Origin of the sequence: Cloacibacillus evryensis DSM 19522 (assembly GCF_000585335.1) — a bacterium.
GTDB lineage: Bacteria > Synergistota > Synergistia > Synergistales > Synergistaceae > Cloacibacillus > Cloacibacillus evryensis.
Genome location: NZ_KK073872.1, coordinates 2,695,790 through 2,714,797, shown reverse-complemented (window position 1 = coordinate 2,714,797; position 19,008 = coordinate 2,695,790). Strand labels below are relative to the sequence as shown.

Here is a 19,008-nt window from a genome sequence, read left to right as displayed (position 1 = left end):
TATTATTTACTCCACGTTATGAGCTCTTTTTGGACTTCGGGAATCTCCTTAAGCTTTTCCGCAATCTGCTCAATAGTTAAAATAACTGTATTCTGTGAGTTATATTCATCCGCCTCTGTGATTGCATGTGAGCCGGATTCCATATGTTCATAATTTAGATTGCGATTATCAGAGGGAATACGAAAGAAAGAACCTAAATCTTCAGCTTTTGCGGCTTCCTCTTTTGTCATTAGCACCTCATATCTTTTTTCGCCATGTCGAGTGCCAATAGTCACTATCTCATTGTCAGCATTAAATAACAACCTGATAGCGAGAGCTAAATCACCTATATAACATGAAGGTGCTTTTTGAATCATGATATCGCCTGATCGTGCATGTAAAAAAGCATAAACCACCAAGTCAACGGCCTCTTTCAGTGACATTATGTAGCGTGTCATGTGTGGGTCCGTTACAGTCAACGCTTGGCCACATTTGATTTGATTGATGAAAAGTGGAATAACACTGCCACGAGAGCACATTACGTTGCCGTATCTGGTGCCGCAAATGGATGTAGCTTCGGGATTAATGGTGCGTGATTTTGCCACAAACGTTTTTTCCATCATTGCCTTTGATATCCCCATCGCGTTGACAGGATATGCTGCCTTATCTGTAGACAAACACACAACTTTTTTTACGCCATGTGCAATAGCGTTGTTGAGCACATTTTCTGTTCCAAGCACATTTGTTTTTACAGCTTCAATTGGAAAAAACTCGCACGATGGAACCTGTTTTAACGCAGCCGCATGAAAAATATAGTCAACACCCAGCACCGCACTGTCTAGGCTATAGGGATCGCGAACATCACCAATGTAATACTTAATTTTATCGTTTTGATAGCAGCGGCGCATATCGTCTTGCTTTTTTTCGTCGCGTGAAAAAATCCTTATTTCTGCAATATTGGAGGACAAAAAGCGATCCAAAACGGCATGACCAAAAGAGCCTGTACCCCCTGTTATTAGCAGTACCTTTCCTTCAAACATTCTTCTCAACCTCACTTGCACATAGCTCTTCAAAAAGGTGGATAAACTTGGGAACATTACATGTTCTTGAAAAATATTTTTTGCTGTATTCTTGTGCCTTATTTTCAATTTTTGTAATCTGTTCAGGATGATTTCGTAAATACCTGATGACTTCAGCTAATTTTTGTGGTTGTCCGATTGGAACAGCAATCCCAATATTATTATTGTTAATCATTTGATAATATTTTGTATTTTCTGGTACAGAACTTATAACAACACGCCGGCAAGCCATAAGTAATGTGGATTTGCTCGGAAAGCCGGTTTCAATGACACCTCTTTTCAGAGGAATTAGGCAAACATCACAACCACTGTATACGTCTTGAATAATTTCTATTCTTTGCCATGGAAATGTCTTAATGTTAGTCAACGTACTTTGTTTAATTTTTTCAAAGTAACGCTTCCGCATATTTCCATCCCCAATAATATGAAAAACAATATCGGAATCGTTTTTTAGTAACTCGGCAACATCAATGATAGTTTGAAAATCAAGCACATAGCCTAGCGTACCGGCAAATTGAACAATAAATTGGCCTGTTTTCTCGATGTTATTCTCCTGAAAAAATCGATTATCGGCATCTTTTATCTCAGACACAGAACGATCGTCATACCAATTAGGAATCACACAAATTTTGTATTCTGGCACACCTATTGAAGTTAAAGTGTCCTTCATATCATCCCCTGGGACAACAATGATGCTGCTCCAACGGTAAGCTAATTTTTGGATTTCATAAAATATTTGATAAACCCATCTCTGCTTAACTACACCTATTTCGTAGGCACTGCCAGGAAAGATATCAAATACGCTATATACAATCGGTTTTTTCAATATATGCTTTAACAGAAAAATATAAAAAACACTAGTTGGGTTGGATTGTAGTAGAATTAAATCCACATCTCTTCCGCCTATTTCCCATCTTTTTTTTGCACGCCATAAATACTTTAATTCGTCCAGATACCGTTTTATGAAATTTGTCTTGTTGATTACAGGGCGCTGAATGATGTCATAGGTCAGGCCTGCTTTATCTTTTAAACAATTGGGAATGTCATCGTATGTGCCGGTTTTATGGCTTTGCACAAGATACACGCCAATGCCATATGAAAGGAAATCGTCCAGCATTGTCATTACTAGTTGATTATTAGGATTGGGAGTATCAAAACCTTCTGCCGTTAAATACATTATCTTCATGACTTTACCAATCAGCTCTTTTTCTTTAAAAGCCAAATTTTGTATTTTTTGATTTCGTCCGTAATACCTTCTCCGAAAGAGCAAGGGGAATAGTTAAGATCTTTAGTAGCCGCTTCATGAGAAAAAATGCGTGGTTCACAAAGACGCTGTACCTTTTCTCGGTAATCTTGTTGGGTAAAAGACACAAAGAAGAGTATCCACACAAATAAATACGCAATGGGAAACGGCACGTTAAAAAATACTGGCTTTTTACCAAGCTGCTCATTTTTTCTTGATTTTCCAGAAGCACCCGTTATAGCTAAAAATTTATCCATGCCGATGTAATTCCTTTTGCGCAATTGTTCCCGTGCCGCCCTCGACAACGCCCTCTTTTTTCAGCACGCAGGCGATGGTGCCGAAGAAGCATTTGCAGTCGAAGAGGAAGCTCATTTTCTTTACGTATTCGCCGTCGTATCTGGCCTTTACCTCTATCGGCAGTTCGTCGCGGCCGTTTATCTGCGCCCAGCCGGTGAGGCCGGGACGGATGTCGTTGGCTCCGTATTTGTCGCGTTCGGCGATGAGGTCGTATTGGTTCCAGAGCGCGGGGCGCGGGCCAATGACGGACATTTGCCCAGTAAAAATGCACCAAATCTGCGGTAATTCATCAAGGCTCGTTTTGCGCAAGAATTTTCCGCATCCAGTTATCCATTTATCGGGATCATTTAGCATATGGGTCGGCATATTAGCGGGAGTATCAACGTACATTGTTCTGAACTTTGGCATCATGAATGTTGTTTTATGTATGCCGACACGTTTCTGCCAAAAGAGTACAGCACCTTTGGAGTCTGCCTTTACGATTGCGGCAACTGCCAACATCGGTATGGCAAGCAAAGCCAGACCGATGAAGGATATAGATATATCTATCAATCTTTTAAAGCAGTTTTTATACATTATCTTAACCTCTATGACGGATCAGCCGCAAAGGAATATTTAATGTCGCTATAATTAATTTTCATTGACAGGACAGCCGTTAGCACTATTACGCGAGACAGTCCGTCACGGAGATCAAGCGGCCTTGTATCCATCTTTAGACCGTTCCTCTCTCTGAATTTCTTTGCCTCATCGTCTTTGCCGCATTCAGCGTGTTCAACATCTCTATCTGTTCACGTGTCAGCTTGCCCTGTATGTGAAGAGTCCTCTGACGCGCGATCCATTGGCTGATCTTGGCTCTCTCTTCTGTCTTGCCGCCTTGTCCGGTATTTGTGTCGCTCCCGGTTTTGAACAGGCGAGCGGCGGTTTCATATCTTTCGGCCCAGGCGCGTTCCGAGGCGGTGCGCCAGTCCATGCCCAGTTTTTCCAACTGTCGCATCTGTTCTTTGGTCAGCCTCTTGCCATCTGTTTCGCCGCGGTAGGCGCGCCGGCATTCGTAGAGCCATTTGCCGAGCCAGATGCCATCGGTAACGTAGTTGGCGGGGACGTCGAGGTCGCCGTGTCCTTTGAGGTATTCTTCGCAGGCAGCGATGCGCTTCTGCCAGGAGTCTTCGACGGTCCATTTGAAACCGAGTTTGTCGAGTTTCGCGCGGCGTTCCGGCGTGACTTTTATCGATGTGCGTCCCGTTTTTGTATTGAGGTCAGTGTGGTTTCGCAGCCACTCGCCGAGCGGGAAGCCGTTTTTGTTGACGTATCCGGCGGCCACGTCAAGAGTGCCGAATTCTTTATGGTGGGCGGCGGCCTGTTGATAGCCGTATTCCCATTGCCGCGTGCGGGTGTCGACCCAGTTCATATGTATCGCGTCCAGCCGAGCTATCTGTTCCTTAGTCAGAGGCGCGGAGCCGTTGAGCCTGCCGCTTCTTATTTTGCGCATTCTTCTCAGCCAGGCCCCGATGCGCAGGCCGTTTTCGGAGGCGTGGTTCGCCGGTATGTTGAGGTCGTGATGCCTCATGTAGTATTCGGCGCAGGCGAGGTAGTTTTGCTCCCATAGGTAGTCGAGTTTGTCCCAGATCATGCCGAGCTTGCCCAGCGCCGCGATACGTTCATCGGTGAGGTAGTAACCTCTGCGGCCGCCGCTTTTCGCCTGGCGCAGATTGCATATCCATTTGCCGAGGTCAAGGCCCTCCGGCGTCACGTAGTTTGCCTGGACGTCGATGTTGCCGTTCTGGTATTTGTATGCGCAGAGCGCTTTGTAGTATCTCTCCCACGAGAGGTCGTAGCGGTTTTTCCAGCTCATGCCGATGCTCTCAAGTTTGGCTGTCCGCTCTTTGCCGAGTACGCCCGGTATCTTTCCGGCATAGACGAGTCTCTGTGTGTTGAGCCAGGAGCCGAGGGAGTATCCCTCTTTTGTCTTATAGCGTTTGGGTATGTAGAGGTTTCCCTGTTTCAGGTAATAGGCCCTTGCATATCCGAACATCGTCTCCCATGAGGCGGAGAGGCTCTCTTCAAGTTCGTTGAAGAGGCGGCGGCTGTCCTTCACCTCGTCGATGATGGTGAAGGAGTCGTTTACGATCTTATCTTCGTCTCCCGCGGCTCTGTAGCAGTCGATGATCGAACGCATCTCCTCCTGGATGGCGGAGACGCTGTAGAGGTTCTCTATATTGTTGACGACGTCGATGATGACGGTCTTTTTGTTGTTCCCGGCGGATAAGGCTCTGCCGATCTGCTGTTTGTAGACGATGGGGGAGACTGTGGGGCGGAAGAGGATAACACCGGCTATGTCGTCGATGTGGACGCCCTCGTTGAGCATGTCTATGCACAAGAGAAGCTTTAAAGCGTCGCTGTCGTCCGTCTTGAAGGCGGCGAAGGCTTTGCTGGTCTCGGGGTCGTCGGCGTAGGCTTTATATAGATGTATGTTCGCGCCGTCAGTAAGGCCGGCGTCACCGCTTGCGCCGGCGGCGGCTTTGGCGAACCACTGCGGCACATGGGCCGCTATTTCGTTCAGATGCTCGACGCTTGAACAGAAGAGCAGGTATTTGCCATGCCTATCGGTCATGTGCTTTTCGAAGACGATGTCCAGCCCTTCCGCTTTTTCCAGCGCGCGTCTCAAGGCGTCGAGACGTTTTTGGGCTTCGTCGCGCACCGCTTTGGTTTTCGCGCCTTTGATGCGGGACTGGTATTTTACCAGATCTTTTTCGCAGGAGTAGATCGAGACGACATAGGTCGGCGGGGCCAAAATGCCGCGCACGATCGCTTCGCCCAAGGTCATTTCGGAGGCTATATTGCCGTCGAATAGTTCGTCGGCCATGTCACGCTGGTTGTCGAGGTAGCGGATGTTGGTAGCCGAGAGACCGAGGACGGGGGCTTGCGGATACATGGCAAGCAGCCGTTCCACGCCGCCGCCCCACATCTGCGCGCCGCAGCGGTGGAACTCGTCGAGGATGATATAGGAGGGACGAATAGCGGAAAGCTCCTCCTCCGGCATAAGCATCAGCTTCGCGTAGGTGAAGAAGAGAATATTATCAGGGACCTCCGCGCCAGTCGCCCTTAGATTCTCCATCTGTGTCCTGAAAATATACTCCGAGGGAGAAAGCCAGCAGATAGAGGCATCCGGATGATCCTCCGCGAGCTTGAAGCCGATGAAAGACTTGCCGGTGCCGGTGGGGTGGACGACGGCGGCCTTGCCGGTGTCGTTGAGCATGGAGAGGGCGGAGCTATAGGCTATTTGGTTGTGGGCAAACAGCGATATCATATCGCGCCTCCTTTCCCCATGTTCAGACAACAAAACAACAGCATAGACGGCTTGATTTTTGCCTGGCTGTGGTTTTTTAGAACGTCTATTCATGATTTTCTATGTCTCAATACTTGCGGCCCGTTATACCCCAGATATTATTGAAGTTATCTTATCGTCATAGTTCTTTTATGTCAATTCTAATTTACAAAAAATGTAATTTTAACGGTTATAAACCATTTCTGCCCCTATTTATAATGTAGGCCTGTAAAGGTGGTGCTGCCGTTGTCACTGGGAAACAGGATACGTGAGATGAGAAAGATGCAGCGCTTGAGCCAGGAGGAGCTGGCCTATAGATTGGGAACAAACCGAGTGAGTCTTTCTCAATGGGAAAATGATAAAGTGACGCCGGATACGGATAATTTAACAAAGATAGCCATGGCCCTTGGGACAGGAGTCGGCTATTTGTTAGGCGAAACAGATAATCCAGTGCTTGATTATCGTCAATGTGCCGACGCCGGCGCCGCCTCCGCGTGTTTGCGGGAGGTGGGCGCTTCTGGAGTTGTGCCGGGCGGTGTTGGTGTTGAAGAAGAGATGTTGTTGAATCTTTTTCGCTATCTTGATAAGGCCGGGCAGGCCGAGGTCATAAATTTCATACAATATAAGCTGTACTGCCTGAAGCAGGCGAAGTCTCTATAGATAGTACCCCTGGCAGGCCGCATCTACAGGGGGTAAATCGGCGTTTATAAAAATCGGCGCGAATAAGCACCGTATGCGTCATAAGCCGGCCCCTGAGTGTCCTGCGGCAAACGCACCCGCATGCCGCGGCAATGTGGATAATTTGAAAAGAGTTCCCCGCCAATGGCGGGGAACATTGCCTTGCAATCGCCGTATGGAGAATACGGCTCCGGTACTCAGAGACCGGCTTATTTAGCCTACGGCACTTCTTCGCGCCGATTTTTTTGTTATTATGCAAAACTGCTATTGTTGATTTCCTTCGGGCGGGTAAAAGATAAATTGCGATTGGGAGGGAAGATAAATGGGGATTTAGCGGGCATCCACAAAAAGCAATTTGTCGATATTCAGCTATTTTTAGTGTTTGCTCTTAAAGGCCCCCTCGGGTGAACAGCATCCCGAAAATCGGACAGCCAAATAAAGCCCCTGGATTATAATAAAACTAAATACATATAAAGGGGGCTCTTCTATGCGTAAACGTAAAACAGAAGAAAGAATAAAAGCAATTGAGATGCACAAACAGGGAATTCCACGAAGGCGGATTGCTGAAGAACTTGGTGTTAGTCATGATTCTGTTAAAACATGGATATCTTTATATAAGAGCGGACAGAAGGACTTACTGGATGATACAAGGAAAAAAAGAACCTACAGCAAGGCTGTAAAACTTGAAGCTGTTTCGGCTCATTTAGAAGAGGGACGTACTATGGTAGATGTTACCTCATCTTTTAACATTTCAAGTCCCTCTCTTTTAAGACGATGGTGTAAGGAATTTATCGAACAAGGGGATATTTCTAGTTCAAAACAAGACTGTCCAGATAAGAAATTGGAAGTTACAAATAGCATAGAAAAGATTAAAGAGCTGGAAATGCAGGTCGATGTATTAAAAAAAGCCTTAGAGCTGCAAAGGTGGTGATAGAAAGAAATATTAAATACAGAATCATTTTTGAATTTTCAACAAAACATTCTGTCTGTGTAATGTGTAGATTTTTGTCCGTATCTCGTTCGACATACTACAGTTGGCTAAAGCGGCGTGGAATGGAAGATAAAGACGGTCCTCTCATAGAAGCAATAAGAACGGGACAGAATATCAACAAAAACACTTATGGGTACAGGCGAATGACTCTGTGGCTCAACAACTTCATTGGCATTCATGTAAACAATAAGAGGGTAAGGCGTGTTATGAAAAAAGCGGGACTTCAAGCGGAAATAAGAAAAAAGAAAAAGTTTAAAGTGATGTCAGAAAATATCCACAGCTATGAGAATATCCTGAACAGAGAATTTCGTTCCGACAGACCAAACCAGAAACTGGTTACTGATATCACATATATACGAACAAAAAGGGTAATATATTCCTCTCCATGATAAAAGATCTCTTTGATAATTCCATACAGGGATATCAAATCAGTCGTAATAATAATATTAAGTTAGTAACCGATACATTGAAGAAAGCATTTGAAAATAATAATAAGGTGGTCGCTGATGGACCAATCCTCCACAGCGACCAGGGGTTTCAATATACAAGCCATGCATATTTCAACCTGACACAAAGATACGGACTCAAGGTCTCGATGTCAAGGAAAGGAAATTGTTTGGATAATGCCTGTGCAGAAACTTCTTTAGTCACATTAAATCAGAACTCGTCAACCGAGTAAAATGGGAGAACTACGAGGAGGCCAAAGATGCTATAGACGAATATATAGGGTATTATAATAACGACAGGATACAGATAAAATTGAAAAAGGCTCCGATGCAATATCGAAGTCTCTTTATTGAATAAATTTTTGATACCCTTGGGAGCTTTTATAGCGTTGTCCGGTTTGCGGGACTCTGTTCAGCCGAGGGGGCTGGCTCGGCGGTGTTTTTCCGCCGAGACTGGAGGAGGGTTGACCTTGGGTTTTGTTTTGCTCTTGGCCTTACCATCTTCCGCATCTTCCGCGGCTTCCGCCGCGGGCACTGCGTGGCGCTGAAAACATGCGCCGCACAGTGCAACACTCCTTCCGACCCGGCGCAAAATCGCGCGCCGGCCCACCTCCCTCGGAGAGGGAGGCTTTAAAAGATAAATCGCTATTTATCTTTCCTCGCAATCGCGTAAATCGGCGTTTAGACGTGCCGGATGCTAAATAACTTGCCCTCTGAGTACCGGAGCCGTATTGGTCATACGGCGAGGACACTCAGAGGGCAAGTTATGACGCAGACGGCGCGTATAAACGCCGATTTACCATGTTTATGGCAATTGCTGATGTATTTATTAAAAGTATATATATCAGGTTTGATATTTACAATGAATCTCATGATATACTTACGGACAGAGCCGTGTTACGGGGTGGTTTCGCCGAAGTTCCGACCTTGTCATGTACAAGTTTGGGATGGAGGTGATGTCTCATGAAGAATAACGATTTCCATACGATTATTATGATCATGTTTGGATTCGGTACCTTCATTCTGGCGCTGCTGACATTTATTTTCACATTTGTCGGCAGATAACCCGAAAAAAGGCATAAAAAATTACCCCTCCTACTTTGACGAGTTACGCGGGGTAATTTTTTAACCTAAAGGAACTTCGGCAAACCACCTTGTGGGCGGCTCTGCCTTACCTGAATCAATCTTATCACATCACGTTTTTTTTTCAAGCGCCGAAAAAAGGCGATGATGGCGGCGTCGCCCTGGGAAAAATTAAGTAACAAATAATCATTCTTTGACGTCCGGACGCACGATTGTCGCAGCTTGTATGAAAATGAACTCAATCGTGCGTTCAATTCAAAATTTTTAATTAACTAAATTAACCATGCCAATTTTCCTTTACATATGGCTGACATAATTATAAAATAAGTGAAGCAACAAGCTGATACACAATACAATATGGAGGTGCACTATATTGAAAAAGGTACTGGCTTTACTCGCTCTCGTTATCGTTGTTTTCGCAGCAGGAGCCGCTTTTGCGGCTGAACCGATCAAGATCGGTTATCTTGCCGCACTTACTGGGGACTACGCTCAGTATGGGATCACGGAAGTCAACATGGCCAAGCTGGTCGTGGGCGACATCAACGCCAAGGGCGGCATACTCGGACGTCAGATCGAGCTTATCCCTTATGACACGAAAACAAGAAATGAAGACGCGGTCAATGCGGTACGTCGTATGATCGAAAGCGACAAAGTATGCGCTATCGTTGGGGCGAACTCCAGCGGAATCAACATCGCGACAGCTCCTATCGTCGCCAAGGGCAAGACCCCGCAGATCTCTACGGTCGGAACGAACCCGCTCGTAACTGTCGACAATAAGGGTAAAGTGCGCCCCTATTCATTCCGTATCTGCTTCACAGACCCCTATCAGGGAACGCTTGCCGCCGACCTCGCTTTTAAGGATCTTGGACTGAAGAAGGCCGCCATCCTCTATAACGTAGGTTCTGACTACGCGCAGGGACTTCGCGAGTTTTTCGTCAAGAGCTATGAAAAGCTCGGCGGAAAGATAGTTGCCGACGAAGGATTCCGCGAGACGGACGTCGACTTCCGCGCTCAGCTGACGAAGATCAAGAACTCGGGCGCCGATCTGCTCTTCCTGCCGGGAATGGGCAAAGACATGGCTCTCGCCATCAAACAGGCGCAGGAACTTGGACTTAAGGCTACGGTCATCGGCGGCGACGGTTATGCCGAATTCATGAACGAGATCGCCGGCCCGGCGATGAAGGGAACGTACTGGGTCAACCACACTTATCTGGAAGATCCCGGCATGGCCCCGATATTCAAGCGCTACAAGGATGTTTACAAGGACGACTGCAAAGAGTTCGTAAACGGCACGATGGCTTATGACGCGATGTACTGGCTCATCGATGCCATCAAGCGCGCCGGCAAGGCCGAGGGCCCCGCGATCGCGAAGGCGCTGGAAGAGACAAATGGACTTAAGCTGAACCATGCGACTCTTACCGTCGACCCCAAGACGCACAACCCGCTGAACAAGCCCGGTATAATCCTCAAAGTCGGAGACGACCTCAAGACAAGATTCTACAAGAAGGTAGAACCGAAATAAAAATTTAACCAAATTATGCCCAAGGTTCATGTTTGCCCTGACCTTGGGCATCTCTTTTCACAGACAAGCCCATGAATTGGGCACCAGGAAAGGTTGAGGTGTTGTAATTGGAGACCTTTATCCAGCAGCTTATCAACGGTCTGTCTCTCGGCTCCGTTTATGCGCTTATCGCAGTCGGCTATTCGTTGGTATACTCTGTTTTGCTGTTTTCAAACTTCGCTCATGGCGGATTTCTTGTAATTGGCGGTTACATCTGCTACTTCGCCCTTCGTTCCGGAGGCATGAATATTTGGCTAGCCTCCTTTGCCGCTCTGATCGGCGCCGGGCTCTCGGCTATCGTGGTCGAACGGCTTGCATACCGTCCCATAAGGGAACGTACGCCGATAACCCTTTATATGCTTATCGCCTCAATGGGAATGAGCATCGTAATCGAGAATATTTTCGTGGTCACCGTCGGCGGCCGTTTCCGCGCCCTGCCGCCGGTCATCCCGACTGATCCGGTAAATTTCTTCGGCCTCGCCACTACCAGCGCCTTTGATATCCTGTCGCTTGTGACGGCCGTCGTCTTCCTCGTGGGCCTTCAGCTATTCCTCGTCAAGACGAAATGGGGACTGGCCATTCGCGCGGCCTCCTATAACCTCAAGACGGCCGGACTTATGGGGGTAAACGTCAACCGTCTTATCGCCATCGTCTTTTTTGTCGCTGGCCTCCTGGCCGGCGTCGGCGGGATATTCCTCTCCGTCCGCTACACGCTCTACCCGCAGCTCGGAATGATCACCACAAAGGCTTTTGTCGCGGCGGTCATCGGCGGTCTTGGCTCGCTGCCGGGAGCGGTCGTCGGCAGCCTCATCCTTGGCCTTGCGGAAATGCTGACGGCGGGGTTCATTTCGAGCCAGTTCCGCGATCTCGTCGTCTTTGGAATCCTTATAGTAACGTTGATCGTGCGCCCTGCCGGACTCTTCGGAAAGTCCGTCGGCGAGAAAGTGTAGGGTGATCAAATGGAAGGTTATGCCGTTGGTATAATTACGCTCCTTTCAATTAACTGCATAGCTGCCCTGGGAGTGTCGCTCTTCACAGGCTTCACGGGCATATTCACGCTCGGACATGCCGGATATATGGCTATCGGAGCCTACACGGCGGCAATACTGACAGTTGAGTACGGAGTGCATTACGTGATCGCGGTTCTGGCCGGCGGAATGCTAGCCATGATATTCGCCTATCTGATCGGCATCCCGACGCTTAAACTCGTCGGCGACTACTACGCGATCGCCTCGCTCGGACTCGGCGAAGCGATACGTCTTGTCATTGAGAACTGGAACTCCGTCACGCGCGGCGCGCGCGGCTATCCCGGGATAGAGGACTTCACCTCCATGCCCGTGGCGGTCGGGTTCCTGGCCGTGATGACTGTCGGGATGTTTTTCCTTGTCTACAGCAGCTATGGGCGCGCTTTCAAGGCCTGCCGCGACGACTATGTGGCCGCTTCGCTGCTGGGCTTCAACACCGCGCGCTTCCGCGTGCTGAGCCTTGCCATCTCGGGCTTCTATTGCGGAGTCTCCGGCGCGCTGCTGGCGGGCTTCATGTCTTTCATCCAGCCCGTCATGTTCGACATGGCGAAGTCGACGGAGCTTGTCTCCATCGTCGTCTTCGGCGGCCTGGGCTCGATGAGCGGCTGTCTGCTCGGCACGACGATATTGACGCTGGTCACGGAGCTCTTCCGCCCGATCTCGCAGTACCGCATGCTTATCTACGGACTCGTGCTTGTGCTCGTAATGGTGCTTCGTCCTGAGGGCATCATGGGCACCAACGAACTGACGCGCTCATACATCAAGAAGCTTTTCTCCAAAAAGAGAAAGACGGACGCCGCAGAGGAGGGAGCCCGCTGATGACGACCCCCGTACTTGAACTTAAAGATGTGAACAAGGCATTCGGCGGAGTTCAGGCCGTCCGCGATATGAGCTTTGCGATAGGAAGCGGCGAACTGGCCGGGCTTATCGGACCGAACGGCGCGGGCAAGACGACGATCTTCAACCTCGTCACGGGCGTTTATGACGTGACCAGCGGCGCGATCAGCTTCAAGGGACAGAGCCTCAATAAGCTCAAAACATACCAGGTGATCCGCCTCGGCATCGCCCGTACCTTCCAGAACCTCCGTCTCTTCGCGGCCTCGACGGTCCTTGAGAATGTCATGACCGCGGCGCAGCAGCATTATCCCTATTCCTTTGCGGAGGCGCTCACTCACGCGGGGCGCTGGAGCAAGATGGAGAGCCAGATACGCGGCGAGAGTATGGAACTTCTGAAGCGCGTCGGCCTCGACGACCGCGCCGACCAGGCGGCGGGCACGCTGCCTTACGGACTTCAGCGCCGCCTTGAGATCGCGCGCGCGATCTCGCTCAAGCCGGAGCTGCTTTTGCTTGACGAACCGGCCGCCGGAATGAACGCCGAAGAGGTCGAGCAGCTCAACCATCTCATTACCGACATCCACAAAGATTTCAACCTCACGATCCTGCTCATAGAACATCACATGGATATGGTCATGGCGATCTGCCCGCATATCGTCTGCATGAATTTCGGCGCTAAGATCGCCGAGGGAACGCCGGATGAGATACAGAACCATCCCGAAGTCCTTAAGGCCTATTTGGGAGAGGAGGAATAGTTATGGAAGAGAGAACTCCGATCCTTTCCGTGAGGGACCTTGTGGTGAACTACGGTGCGATCCAGGCGCTTAAAGGGGCCTCCCTCGATGTTTACGCCGGGGAGATCGTCGCCGTCATCGGCGCGAACGGCGCGGGGAAATCCACGATGATGAACGCCGTCATGGGGAGCGTGCCGCGCGCCTCGGGGCAGATATTGCTTGACGGCAAGGAACTTCCCGCAAAGAGTTATCAGGTCGTCTCAGCCGGCGTCAGCCTCTCTCCCGAGGGGCGCAAGGTGTTCGCTCCGCTCACAGTCCTTGAGAATCTTGATATGGGGGCGTTTCCGCTCTCGGACAGAAGCCAGATAGAGAAGCAGAAGGAGGAGGTCTTCAACCTTTTCCCGCGCCTGCTGGAGCGTAAAAACCAGTACGCCGGCACGCTCTCCGGCGGAGAACAGCAGATGCTGGCGATCGGGCGCGCGCTGATGGCGAAACCGCGTGTGCTCCTCCTCGACGAGCCGTCGCTGGGACTCGCTCCGATCATCATCAGTGAAATTTTCAAGGAGCTGACCGAGGTCAACAAGCAGCTGGGCATGACGATCCTCATCGTCGAGCAGAACGCGCGGAAAGCGCTGCAGCTTTCGCACCGCGCCTATGTCATACAGACGGGCAAGATCGTGATGGAGGGCAAATCTGACGATCTGCTCCACAATCCTGAGATAGAAGAGGCCTATCTGGGCGGGAAAAAGAAGTAGTTCGGATAGTTTATTGCAGTTTGAAACAAGATAATGGCGCGCCGCCGGGGTTTCCCTCGGCGCGCTTTTTGTACTTTTCATACTAGCGGAGCGGTCCGCGTATGATGAATGACCCGGCGCGTCTAAACGGCGATTTATGCGGGCATCCACAAAAAGCAATTTGTCGATATTCAGCGATTTTAATTTATGCCTTTAAAGGCCGCCTCGGAGAGGGAGCCAAAGGTCTTAGCTAAACCCCAATTTACCGTTTTCCTGGCCCTTGTTGATGTGTTTGCTCGTGGATATTCGCTTAAAAATTTTGACTTACATTAACACATAAGTATATAATCACCTGATATGGAACGCATGCAATGTGCGGCATGTTGTGTTGTGCCGCCTGAAAGGTGGAAAAAAGTATAGATGGGATTTTTCAACGGTGTAATAAAGGCGCTTGGCTTTGACCCGAACGACAGGGCTGTGGCAAAGTATGACAAAAAGACGGAGATAATAGATTCCTACGAGGCGGAGGTTGAAAAGCTTTCCAACGAAGAGCTCGCGCAGTCCGCGGTGATCTTCAAGGAGCGGCTCGATAAGGGCGAATCTCTCGACGATATCATGCCAGAGGTGTTCGCGCGGGTGCGCGAGGTATCAAAGCGCACGCTGGGGCTGCGCCACTTTAAGGAGCAGCTGATAGGCGGCATGGTGCTTCACGACGGAAATATCGCCGAGATGAAGACGGGCGAGGGAAAGACGCTCGTCGCGACGCTCGCCGTCGCCCTTAACGCGATCGCTGGGAAGGGCGTTCACGTCGTCACGGTAAACGACTACCTCGCGGCGCGCGACGCCGCCTGGATGGGGCCCGTCTACCGCGGAATGGGGCTCACGGTGGGAGTGATATCTCCCTTTATGCCGGAGGAGGAGCGCTTCGCGGCCTATCGCTGCGACATAACCTACGGGACCAACAGCGAATTCGGCTTCGACTACCTGCGCGACAATATGGCGATCCAGAAGGAGCAGCAGGTACAGCGCGGCCATTTCTTCTGCATCGTCGACGAAGTCGACTCCATACTTATAGACGAGGCGAGAACGCCGCTCATCATCTCCGGTCCCTCGGAGGACGACACCGAGCCTTACCGCGTCGCGGACGGCGTCGCTCGCGAGCTTGCGAAGGGCGCTGATTTTGAGGTGGACGAGAAGGAGCGCAACCTCGCGCTCACCGAGGCCGGCATCGCCAAGGCCGAACGTATCATGAAGCTGCCGAACCTCTTCACGGATTTCGCGAACTCCTCCCTCTCGCACAAGATAGTGCAGGCGCTGAAGGCCCATCACCTTTTCCAGCGCGACGTCCACTATGTCGTCAAGGACGGAGAGATCGTCATCGTCGACGAATTTACCGGCCGCCTGATGTTCGGGCGCCGCTATTCCGACGGTCTCCATCAGGCGATAGAGGCCAAGGAGCGTGTGAAGGTCGGCCGCGAGAACCAGACGCTGGCGACGATCACGCTGCAGAATTACTTCCGTATGTATAATAAGCTCGCGGGCATGACCGGCACCGCGCTCACAGAGGCGGAGGAATTCAAAGAGATATACGGACTGGAGGTCATCGTCGTGCCTACACACAGGCCGATGGTGCGCAACGACCAGCCGGACGCCGTCTATAAGACGGCGGAGGAGAAATATATCGCGGCGGCCGACGAGGCCGCCGAGTTCCACGCCAAGGGGCAGCCGATCCTGATCGGAACGGCCTCCATAGAGCACTCCGAACGTGTCAGCAAGCTGCTGCGCGTGCGTAAGATCCCGCACAACGTCCTCAACGCCAAGGTGCATGACAAGGAGGCTTCGATCGTCGCCCAGGCCGGACGGTTAGGCGCGGTGACGGTAGCCACCAACATGGCCGGACGCGGGACCGACATCGTGCTGGGCGGAAATCCTGAGTTCCTCGCGCGCGAGGAGATCGAGAAGCAGGGGATAGACCCGGCGGCGGAGCCCATGCTCTACGCCGAGACCCTTGAAAAGTATAAAAAGATCTGCGCCGAAGAGCACGACAAGGTCATCGAGACCGGGGGGCTGCGCATCATCGGCACGGAGCGCCACGAGTCGCGCCGTATAGACAACCAGCTGCGCGGCCGTTCCGGGCGTCAGGGAGACCCCGGCGAGAGCCGCTTCTATATCGCCCTTGAGGACGACCTCATCCGCCTTTTTGGCGGCGACCGCATCTCCGGCATTATGGACAAGCTCGGCATGGAGACTGGCGAATCGATCGAACACCCGCTGCTCTCCAAAGCGATAGAAAACGCCCAGAAAAAGGTGGAGGAGATGCACTTCGACATCCGCAAACAGCTCCTCTCCTACGACAACGTTATGAACCGCCAGCGCGAAGCCATCTACAGGGAACGCGCGGAGATACTCGATGACGAGGACATTATCGGGCGCACCCTCGGAGTGCTTGAGGATACGGCGCAGGCGCAGATGGACAAAATCTTTGCCGACAAGAGCGCCGAAGAACCCGATGTGAAGTCCGTGAGCGTCCGCCTCAACGCGCTCTTCTGGCCCGGCATCGCCCGCCACCTTGACGGGGTTCAGGCGGAGGTCGAGCTGGAGGAGGCCCGCCCCAAGATTATCGAAGAGATACGCGCCCGTTTCAACCAGAAGACGCAGGAACTGGGAGAGGTTTTGTCGGAGCAGATATACAGATATATCTTCCTTGAAGTCCTCGATAAAAACTGGAAGGAGCACCTGCTCGCGATGGACGAGCTGCGCCGCGGCATCGGGCTGCGCGCCATCGGCCAGAAGGACCCGCTTGTCGAATATCAGTTTGAATCTTTCAATCTCTTCCAAGAGATGCTTGACCAGGTGCGCGAGGGCATTACGGAATTCGCCCTGCGCGTCTCGGTCGTCACCAAAGAACCGGAGAGAGAGGAACGCAGCAAGAAATGGCGCGAGAGCCGCGATCCCTTCGATATTCCGGCGGCCACCGGCGGAAGCTACAGCGACGATATGGAAAACCCCGGGGCCCTCGCGACTGCTCAGAAAACGCAGCCTGTAGTGAATGATATAAAGATCGGGCGCAATGACCCATGCCCATGCGGCAGCGGTAAAAAATACAAACAGTGCTGCGGAAAAAATAAATAGGTACGGGAGGCACGACATGAAGGATAATTTCTTTAAAAGGTCCGTTATCTTTGCCGCCGCGCTGCTGCTCCTCTCTTCGAGCGCCGTCGCCGCGCACGCGTGGAACAGCGCGGACGAGATCGCGCGCCTGAAAAAGGAAGTCCCCTCACTGGAGACCTTTGGTGAAAACAGCGCGGTCATCTGGCTGCGCAACAACGAGTCGCGGATGCTTGCCGACGGTTCGATGGAAAACCTGCGCGCTACCATCATAATGATGGGCGAGCGGGTGCCCGCCGATTGGAAGACGCTCCGCTATCCGGTCCCGGCAGACGGCTCACTCTCCATAGAGGAGGCCGCCTGGTACAACACGATGACGGGCATGAAGGAGGGCTCTCTGCCGGTAAATGAGGAAAAGCTCGCAGGCGGGGCCGCGGTGAAGGTCATATCGGTTCCGGACGACACCGTTGGCCGTGCCGTGGTGATCACCGTCAAAGAGAACCGTGCGAACCGTTACGGCGTGGACGAGACGGTCAATATGGCCGGCAGCCTGCCGATATGGGAGCAGAACGTCAGCGTCGAACTCCCGGAGGGGATGGAATTGTTCTGGATCGGCAGAGACATGAAAGATCCCGTCGTCGCCAGGCAGAACAATGTGCAGCGTTACAGCTGGCAGGTGATGAACCAGCTGCCGTGGCACGGAGAGGGTTTTGTCGTGAATGAACGCCCGATGCTTTCTTTCAGCTCCAAAAAAGGGGTGACGCACAGCCTTCGCATGCTTAATGATATCGCCAGGTCGATGCCCGCGCCTTCGGTGCCGGTTTCTATGAAGGGCGACGCGGCGCGCGCCGGGGCAAAGCTTATCGAATGGGTGACCGCGCCGGAGCGCACGCTCCGGGACTATCCGGCAAACTGGGTCCGCGCGGCGGACCGTATCCCCCCCGAGGGGCCGTGGACCCCATGGGAGCAGACCCTGCTCCTGAACAAGTGGCTTGCCTCGCAGGGCTGGACGGTATCCCTCTGGTGGGAGGCAAAAATGCCGCTGAACGCTTCGACACCGGCCTCGACGACGCTGTTTGCCTATCCCATCTTAGAGCTTAGGCCGAGAGAGGGCGCCAAACCATCATATTTCAAGGCAGGCCTGCCTTTTGCCTTCGACCGCCTTCCTTCGTCGATTGCCGGCTCGGAGATATACGGCTTGAAAGACGACGAATATGTGACGAAAAAACTTCCGTCAGGCTCTTCGTCGGAAAACCGCCTCGCGCTGCTGTGGCGGCTCAAGCTCGACGATCAGGGGCGGGCGGCAGGGACGCTTGACGTGACTGTCACCGGCGGCTGGAGCGACCTCTTTTCCGGAAACGAGGTCCCGTCGCTGAATAAGATCGGCCCCCTTCTTCTCGCGAAAATAAATTTCGCGATACCGGGAATGAATATCACGCCGACGGCGGTCGAGCCGCTCTCTGCCGGTTATAAACTTTCGTTTGACGTAAGGTGCGTCCCGGGGATAATACACGGCGGCAGCATGCTGCTCAGACTGCCCGGCGGAATCCCGCTGCTTGTCAGCGAGATGATCGGCAGGGAGAAAAAATACACGCTGCGCTTCCCCTTTATCATAGACCAGAAGGTCCGTATGTCGATGCCCGGAGGCTTCAAAATGCTGCAGACGCCGCCGCTCAAACAGCTTGGCTCCGGCACAAAGGCGATTCTTAAAGAGTCCATCACGCACTGGCCGAAGAAGGCTGAGCTGCTCGCGGACAGCACCTGGGTCGTGAAGAACCGTGAAATAGACGGCGTTCTGGCGCAGCTCCTCAGAGAGGAGCTTAACGCTTCTCTGAGATGGCCGGTGCTGGACCTGCCCTTCCGGAAGTAGCCTGGTATCTGAAAGATATTG

General features: G+C 51.5%; 19 protein-coding genes. 14 read left to right on the top strand and 5 right to left on the bottom strand.

The window, feature by feature from the left end:
- Positions 1-2: 2 nt before the first annotated feature.
- The 5 genes from CLOEV_RS12175 to CLOEV_RS12160 all read right to left on the bottom strand — a co-directional run bounded on the left by CLOEV_RS12175 (position 3) and on the right by CLOEV_RS12160 (position 5,905).
- Positions 3-1,019, bottom strand: a complete 1,017-nt coding sequence (locus tag CLOEV_RS12175) for a polysaccharide biosynthesis protein (RefSeq protein ID WP_034444012.1) — start codon at positions 1,017-1,019, stop codon at positions 3-5.
- On the bottom strand, positions 1,012-2,280 hold the full coding sequence (locus CLOEV_RS12170; RefSeq protein WP_034444009.1) for a glycosyltransferase family 4 protein: 1,269 nt from the start codon (positions 2,278-2,280) through the stop codon (positions 1,012-1,014). The genes CLOEV_RS12175 and CLOEV_RS12170 overlap by 8 nt, the downstream gene beginning before the upstream one ends.
- A complete protein-coding gene (locus tag CLOEV_RS16930; RefSeq protein WP_156938416.1) occupies positions 2,256-2,558 on the bottom strand; it encodes a hypothetical protein in 303 nt (100 codons plus the stop codon). The genes CLOEV_RS12170 and CLOEV_RS16930 overlap by 25 nt, the downstream gene beginning before the upstream one ends.
- Positions 2,551-3,099 carry a sugar transferase gene (locus CLOEV_RS12165; protein ID WP_281172968.1) on the bottom strand — a complete coding sequence of 183 codons (549 nt, stop codon included), beginning with the start codon at positions 3,097-3,099 and terminating at the stop codon, positions 2,551-2,553. The genes CLOEV_RS16930 and CLOEV_RS12165 overlap by 8 nt, the downstream gene beginning before the upstream one ends.
- Positions 3,100-3,310: 211 nt before the next feature.
- Complete coding sequence (locus CLOEV_RS12160) at positions 3,311-5,905, bottom strand: Helicase associated domain protein (protein ID WP_034444004.1); 2,595 nt, start codon at positions 5,903-5,905, stop codon at positions 3,311-3,313.
- Positions 5,906-6,157: 252 nt separating this feature from the next.
- On the opposite strand from CLOEV_RS12160, the gene CLOEV_RS12155 reads away from it, so the two are divergent.
- The 14 genes from CLOEV_RS12155 (at position 6,158) to CLOEV_RS12105 (ending at position 18,987) form a co-directional block, all read left to right on the top strand.
- Positions 6,158-6,583, top strand: a complete 426-nt coding sequence (locus CLOEV_RS12155) for a helix-turn-helix domain-containing protein (RefSeq protein ID WP_342667577.1) — start codon at positions 6,158-6,160, stop codon at positions 6,581-6,583.
- A gap of 162 nt (positions 6,584-6,745) precedes the next feature.
- Positions 6,746-7,009 (top strand): hypothetical protein, encoded by a 264-nt coding sequence (locus CLOEV_RS12150; protein ID WP_034443998.1) that lies wholly within the window; start codon positions 6,746-6,748, stop codon positions 7,007-7,009.
- A 79-nt stretch (positions 7,010-7,088) separates the two neighbouring features.
- On the top strand, positions 7,089-7,532 hold the full coding sequence (locus tag CLOEV_RS12145) for a transposase (RefSeq protein WP_034441551.1): 444 nt from the start codon (positions 7,089-7,091) through the stop codon (positions 7,530-7,532).
- Between the two features lie 122 nt (positions 7,533-7,654).
- Complete coding sequence (locus tag CLOEV_RS16925; protein WP_169732228.1) at positions 7,655-7,981, top strand: IS3 family transposase; 327 nt, start codon at positions 7,655-7,657, stop codon at positions 7,979-7,981.
- Positions 7,978-8,271: a DDE-type integrase/transposase/recombinase gene (locus CLOEV_RS17575; protein WP_156938414.1), complete on the top strand. Its 294-nt coding sequence runs from the start codon at positions 7,978-7,980 to the stop codon at positions 8,269-8,271. The genes CLOEV_RS16925 and CLOEV_RS17575 overlap by 4 nt, the downstream gene beginning before the upstream one ends.
- The gene (locus CLOEV_RS17570) at positions 8,220-8,396 is read left to right on the top strand and encodes an IS3 family transposase (RefSeq protein WP_156938458.1); all 177 of its coding nucleotides are present in this window, start codon (positions 8,220-8,222) and stop codon (positions 8,394-8,396) included. The genes CLOEV_RS17575 and CLOEV_RS17570 overlap by 52 nt, the downstream gene beginning before the upstream one ends.
- Positions 8,397-9,001: 605 nt before the next feature.
- Complete coding sequence (locus CLOEV_RS17325) at positions 9,002-9,103, top strand: putative holin-like toxin (protein WP_008713298.1); 102 nt, start codon at positions 9,002-9,004, stop codon at positions 9,101-9,103.
- A gap of 391 nt (positions 9,104-9,494) precedes the next feature.
- Entirely contained in the window at positions 9,495-10,643 is a 1,149-nt protein-coding gene (locus CLOEV_RS12135; RefSeq protein ID WP_034443996.1) for an ABC transporter substrate-binding protein, read from the top strand.
- Between the two features lie 107 nt (positions 10,644-10,750).
- On the top strand, positions 10,751-11,632 hold the full coding sequence (locus CLOEV_RS12130) for a branched-chain amino acid ABC transporter permease (protein WP_008713294.1): 882 nt from the start codon (positions 10,751-10,753) through the stop codon (positions 11,630-11,632).
- A gap of 9 nt (positions 11,633-11,641) precedes the next feature.
- Positions 11,642-12,526: a branched-chain amino acid ABC transporter permease gene (locus CLOEV_RS12125; RefSeq protein ID WP_008713291.1), complete on the top strand. Its 885-nt coding sequence runs from the start codon at positions 11,642-11,644 to the stop codon at positions 12,524-12,526.
- A complete protein-coding gene (locus CLOEV_RS12120) occupies positions 12,526-13,296 on the top strand; it encodes an ABC transporter ATP-binding protein (protein ID WP_008713289.1) in 771 nt (256 codons plus the stop codon). The genes CLOEV_RS12125 and CLOEV_RS12120 overlap by 1 nt, the downstream gene beginning before the upstream one ends.
- Positions 13,297-13,298: 2 nt before the next feature.
- A complete protein-coding gene (locus tag CLOEV_RS12115; protein ID WP_008713287.1) occupies positions 13,299-14,030 on the top strand; it encodes an ABC transporter ATP-binding protein in 732 nt (243 codons plus the stop codon).
- Between the two features lie 399 nt (positions 14,031-14,429).
- Positions 14,430-17,141 (top strand): preprotein translocase subunit SecA, encoded by a 2,712-nt coding sequence (gene secA, locus CLOEV_RS12110; protein ID WP_034443993.1) that lies wholly within the window; start codon positions 14,430-14,432, stop codon positions 17,139-17,141.
- A gap of 16 nt (positions 17,142-17,157) precedes the next feature.
- Positions 17,158-18,987 (top strand): hypothetical protein, encoded by a 1,830-nt coding sequence (locus CLOEV_RS12105; protein ID WP_034443991.1) that lies wholly within the window; start codon positions 17,158-17,160, stop codon positions 18,985-18,987.
- Positions 18,988-19,008 lie beyond the last annotated feature (21 nt).